Origin of the sequence: Paragemmobacter straminiformis, from assembly GCF_014243445.1 — a bacterium.
Lineage (GTDB): Bacteria > Pseudomonadota > Alphaproteobacteria > Rhodobacterales > Rhodobacteraceae > Paragemmobacter > Paragemmobacter straminiformis.
Genome location: NZ_JACLQD010000012.1, coordinates 1 through 4,521 on the forward strand (window position 1 = coordinate 1; position 4,521 = coordinate 4,521).

The 4,521-nt window shown below is 65.4% G+C and carries 4 protein-coding genes; all 4 read right to left on the minus strand.

Going from position 1 to position 4,521, the window contains the following annotated elements:
* The coding region (locus H7F16_RS19455; protein ID WP_185799304.1) for an ABC transporter permease at positions 1 to 788 on the minus strand (788 nt) is incomplete at its 3' end.
* A gap of 11 nt (positions 789 to 799) precedes the next feature.
* Positions 800 to 2,068 carry an ABC transporter permease gene (locus H7F16_RS19460; protein WP_185799305.1) on the minus strand — a complete coding sequence of 423 codons (1,269 nt, stop codon included), beginning with the start codon at positions 2,066 to 2,068 and terminating at the stop codon, positions 800 to 802.
* A gap of 193 nt (positions 2,069 to 2,261) precedes the next feature.
* Positions 2,262 to 3,335, minus strand: coding sequence for an ABC transporter substrate-binding protein (locus H7F16_RS19465; RefSeq protein WP_185799306.1), 1,074 nt, complete (start codon positions 3,333 to 3,335; stop codon positions 2,262 to 2,264).
* A 118-nt stretch (positions 3,336 to 3,453) separates the two neighbouring features.
* A partial coding sequence (locus H7F16_RS19470; RefSeq protein ID WP_185799307.1) for an ABC transporter ATP-binding protein occupies positions 3,454 to 4,521 on the minus strand: 1,068 nt, incomplete at its 5' end.

Below are 4,521 nucleotides of genomic sequence, written 5' to 3' on the forward strand. Positions count from 1 at the left end.
GGGATGGTCTGCTGTTCGGGTCCTGCGATGAAGAGGACGGCGACGACCTCGTCGAAGGATGTGACGAAGGCGAAGAGCGCGCCCGAGACGACGCCGGGGGTGATCAGCGGCAGCACCACCTTGAAGAAGGTGCGCGAGGGCGAGGCGCCGAGCGAGGCACCCGCGCGGATCAGCGACTGGTCGAAGCCCGAGAGCGTCGCGGTCACGGTGATGATGACGAAGGGGATGCCCAGCGTGGCATGGGCCATCACAAGGCCCGTGTAGGTCGAGGTCAGCCGCCCGCAAGAGAAGCCCAGCACCGAGCAGGGGTTCGAGTAGAAGAAGAACAGCCCCGTCGCGATGATGATGATCGGCACGATCATGGGCGAGATCAGGATGGCCATCACGGCGCGGCGCCAGGGCATCTCGGGGCGCGACAGGCCAAGCGCTGCCAGCGTGCCGAGGAAGGTCGCCAGAAGCGTCGACCAGAAGCCGACGATGACCGAGTTCTTCGCCGCCTTCACCCAGGTCGATTCATGCCAGACCATGCTCCACCACGCCGCGTCGCGCGGGCCCTCGGGCGTGGTCATCCCCACGGTCAGCAGCGAATCGTACCAGCGCATCGAGAAGCCCGCCGGATCGAAGCTCAGCATCTCCTTGGTGAAGGTGAAGTAGGGCTCGACGTTGAACGACAGCGGGATCACGATCAGGATCGGCGCGATCAGGAACAGGAAGATCGCCGCGCAGATCACCAGATAGGTCCGGTGCCAAAGCCGCTCCAGCGGGCTTGCATAGACGGGCAGGGCCATGTTGCGCCTCCTCAGCCGAGTTTCAGGTTGTCGATGCCGATCAGGCGGTCGTAAAGCCAGTAAAGCACCAGCACCCCCGCCAGCAGCATCGCGGCCAGTGCCGCCGCCAGCGACCAGTTGGAATTGGCCATGTGGAACTGGATCAGGTTCGAGATCAGCTGCCCGTCCGCCCCGCCCACCAGCGCGGGCGTGATGTAATAGCCCACCGCAAGGATAAAGACCAAAAGCGCCCCCGCCCCGATGCCGGGCAGCGTCTGCGGCAGGTAGATGCGCCGGAAGGTCGTCCAGCTCGTAGCACCCAGGCTGCGTGCCGCACGGGCATAGCTCGGCGGGATCACCCGCATCACCGAATAGAGCGGCAGGATCATGAAGGGCAAAAGCACATGCGTCATCACGATGATCGTGCCGGTCTGGTTGTACATCATCGCCAGACGGTTCTCGTCGGCCAGCAGCCCGCCGCGCACCAGAAGGTCGTTGACCACCCCCTGCCCCTGCAACAGCACCATCCAGCTTGTCGTCCGCACCAGAAGCGAGGTCCAGAAGGGCAGAAGCACAAGGATCATCAAAAGGTTCGCCCGCCGCGCCGGCAGCGTGGCCAGCAGATGCGCCACCGGAAAGGCCAGCAACAGGCAGATCACCGTGATCATCCCCGACAGGAAGAAGGTCTTGCCGAAGAGCCACAGATAGATGCGCTGGTTCTCGGCCACCTGCACCACCGACCCCTCCGCGTCGCGCTTGCGGTCGGCGGCGATCAGGTAGAAGTCGGCCGTATAGGCGCCCGAGGCGCTGCGCATCGCCTGCCAGACCGCCGGCTCGCCCCATTTCGGGTCGACGGCAAGGAAGGCCGCCTGATAGGGCGGGGCCAGATCGTCGGCCTTGCGCGCGGTCTTGGTGAACAGGCTGCGGGTTTCCGGAAGGGTATAGTTCACCCGCGTCCCCGCCTCGCCCGCCGTCTTGTTGGCCTTCATCGTCTTGAAGTCGGCGGCCAGCGCGGCAAAGGCGGCCTCGTCCGGCGGCGTGCCGGCTTCGGTCGCGGCGAACCATGCCGCCAGTTCCGGCGCATTGGCCGACAGGCCGTCATGATAGACCGAGCGGTGCAGCATCTGCAAAATCGGCAGGATGAAGGTCAGCACCACAAAGAGCAGCAAAGGCGCCACCAGCAGGAAGGCGCGGCGCTTGGCGCGGGCCTGCGCCGCCACCAGCGCCGCCTTCAGCGGGCGGCCATCGGCGGTGGTCAGAAGCGCGGGGCTTGCTTGGGGGGCGGCGGTCGCATCGGCCATCGGCATCGTCTCGCATGTCAGGGAAGGGAAAGCCCCCTCCGCAGCGGCAGGGCAGGGAACGGCAGCGCCGTTCCGCAGGAAGAACATGGCAGGCCCCGGCTGGAAACGGCAGGGCCAGAGGGGAAAGCGCGGGGAAAGCGCAGGGAAGGCGCGGGGAAAGCGGGGGGCGGGCAGGCCGCCCCCCGACCGGCGATCAGTTCGACGCCAGCCAGGCGTTGAAGCGCTCGTTCAGTTCCGCGTTGCGGTCGACCCAGAAGTCAGACGAGGTCAGCAGCGAGTTCGTCAGGTTCTCGGGCGCGGTCGGCAGGTGCGGCGCCATCACCGTCTTGCCGTCCTTGTAGACCAGCTCTTCCAGCATCGCCGACTTGCGCGCGGGGCCGTAAGAGATCTGCGAGGCCTGCGCGCGCAGACCTTCGGTCGAGGTCGCGTATTTGATGAAGTCGAGCGCGAGGTCCTTGTTCGGCGCGCCCTTCGGCACGACATACATCTCGTTCTCGTAGATCTGGCCGTCCCAGACGATCTCGAAGGGCTTGCCCTCGTCCACCGCCGCGGCAAAGATCCGCCCGTTATAGGCCGTCGTCATCGCCACTTCGCCATCCGCCAGAAGCTGCGGTGCCTGCGCGCCCGCTTCCCACCAGACGACGTCCTTCTTGATCGTGTCCAGCTTGGCAAAGGCACGGTCCACGCCCTCGGGCGTGCCCAGAACGGTGTAGACATCCGCAGGCGCCACGCCATCGGCCATCAGCGCCAGTTCCAGAACCGCCTTCGGACCCTTCTTCAGCCCGCGCTTGCCGGGGAACTTCTCGAGGTCGAAGAAGTCCGCAACCTTGGTCGGCTTCTCGCCGGTGAACTTCGAGCTGTCATAGGCGAAGACGTTCGCCCAGATGTCGGTCGACACGGCGCAATCGGTCACGGCGCCGGGCAGGAAGTCATCGGCCGCCGCCGTGCCGTCGGCACCCGCGGGCAGGCTGTTGATGTCGATCGGCTCGAGCAGGCCCTCGTCGCACATGCGGATCGCGTCGGCATATTCCACCGAAGCCACGTCCACCGTGACGTTGCCCGCCTCGACCTGCGCCTTGATCGGCGTCGCGGGGTTGTCGCTGTCGACCATCACGGCCTTGTTGCCGGTCTTCTCAGACCACGGCTTCACATGCGCCTCGGTCTGCGCGGCGCCGTAGGCCCCGCCCCAGGACATGACCGTCACATCGGCATGCGCCGCAAAGGCCAGACCGCTCAGCGCGGTCGAAAGGATTAGCAGTTTCTTCATTCATCAGCTCCCATGTTGATGATTTCTTCTTCTTGTGGTCGACACCGACAGAACCGGCCTTCGCCCCCGCTCCCGGTCTTGCGCCGGCGCGCGGGGGTGTTCCCTCACACCGCTCCCGTCATACCGGATCCAGCGCGCGCGCATCCGCAGGCGCCCAGCCGATCCGGATCTTCTCGCCGGGGCTCAGCACCCGGCTGCCCAGCGTGTTGCGGCTCTTGATGACAAAGTCGTCATGCCCCGCAACCTTCAGCACCGTGCGGAAGAGATCCCCCATGTAGATCACCTCCACCACCTCCGCCTCGATCAGATGCGCGTCCGGCGGCAGCAATTCGGCCTTGGTCTCGACCCGCTCGGGACGGATCGACACCAGCGTCCTCTGACCCTTGGTCGTCACGTTCACAGGCGTCGCGTCGATCAGCTCGCCCGTCGGCAGCCGCACCAGCGCGCGGCCCCCCGCGATGTCCTCGACAACGCCTTCCAGACGGTTGTTCTCGCCGATGAAGCCCGCGACAAAGCTGTTCTCGGGGCGCTCGTAAAGGTCCGAAGGCGGTGCGAGCTGCTGGATCCGCCCGTCGTTGAACACCGCGATCCGGTCCGACATGGTCAGCGCCTCGCCCTGATCGTGCGTGACGTAAACCACCGTGATCCCGAGCGAATCGTGCAAATGCTTGATCTCGAACTGCATATGCTCGCGCAATTGCTTGTCGAGCGCGCCCAAGGGCTCGTCCATCAGAACCAGCTTGGGGTCGAAGACCAAGGCCCGCGCCAGCGCGATGCGCTGCTGCTGCCCGCCCGACAACTGCGCCGGACGGCGGTTGGCAAAGGCCCCCATCTGCACCATGTCGAGCGCGCGCTTGATCTTCGCCTCGCGCTCCGACTTGCCCATCCCCCGCACCTCGAGCGGAAAGGCCAGATTCTCGCCAACCGTCATATGCGGGAAAAGCGCGTAGTTCTGGAACACCATCCCGATCCCCCGCTTGTGCGGCGGAACCGTGTTGATCGGACGGCCGTCCAGCAAAATCTCGCCATTCGTCGCCGTCTCGAAACCCGCCAACATCATCAGACAGGTCGTCTTGCCAGAACCCGAAGGCCCCAACATCGTCAGAAACTCACCCTTCCCGATCGACAGATTCAAATCCTTAACGACTAGCGATACGCCGTCGTAGCTCTTCTGGACATGGTCGAA

Bases quoted from the DNA above. Each gene is read 5' to 3' on its own strand.
- H7F16_RS19465 (WP_185799306.1), bottom strand. From the start codon at position 3,335: ATGAAGAAACTGCTAATCCTTTCGACCGCGCTGAGCGGTCTGGCCTTT.
- H7F16_RS19460 (WP_185799305.1), bottom strand. From the start codon at position 2,068: ATGGCCGATGCGACCGCCGCCCCCCAAGCAAGCCCCGCGCTTCTGACC.